Origin of the sequence: Ligilactobacillus apodemi DSM 16634 = JCM 16172 (assembly GCF_001434405.1) — a bacterium.
Lineage (GTDB): Bacteria > Bacillota > Bacilli > Lactobacillales > Lactobacillaceae > Ligilactobacillus > Ligilactobacillus apodemi.
Map to the genome: position 1 here is coordinate 1 of NZ_AZFT01000007.1, position 227 is coordinate 227.

1 protein-coding gene is annotated in these 227 nt (G+C 44.5%); it reads right to left on the minus strand.

Going from position 1 to position 227, the window contains the following annotated elements:
* Positions 1-227: mucin-binding protein (locus FC32_RS10650; protein WP_162253192.1), on the minus strand; the 227-nt coding region annotated here is incomplete at both ends.

Genomic DNA, 227 nt, shown 5'->3' on the forward strand with positions numbered 1-227 from the left:
TGGATCATTTGGATTGATCGGCTCACCTGGTGTGGCGGGCTTATCTGGGGTCGATGTAGCCGTATCGTGTTTCAAGGTGACATTGAAGTTTTGATCGACTTGATCATCATCATCAAAGGTCGCATCACTTGGAAATTCATCGCTAACTAAAATATAGCCCTTATCTGTCAATTCCTTGATCTTATCGGCTGTTGTATAGTTGATCGGCGTGTTTGAAGCCCCTTGTG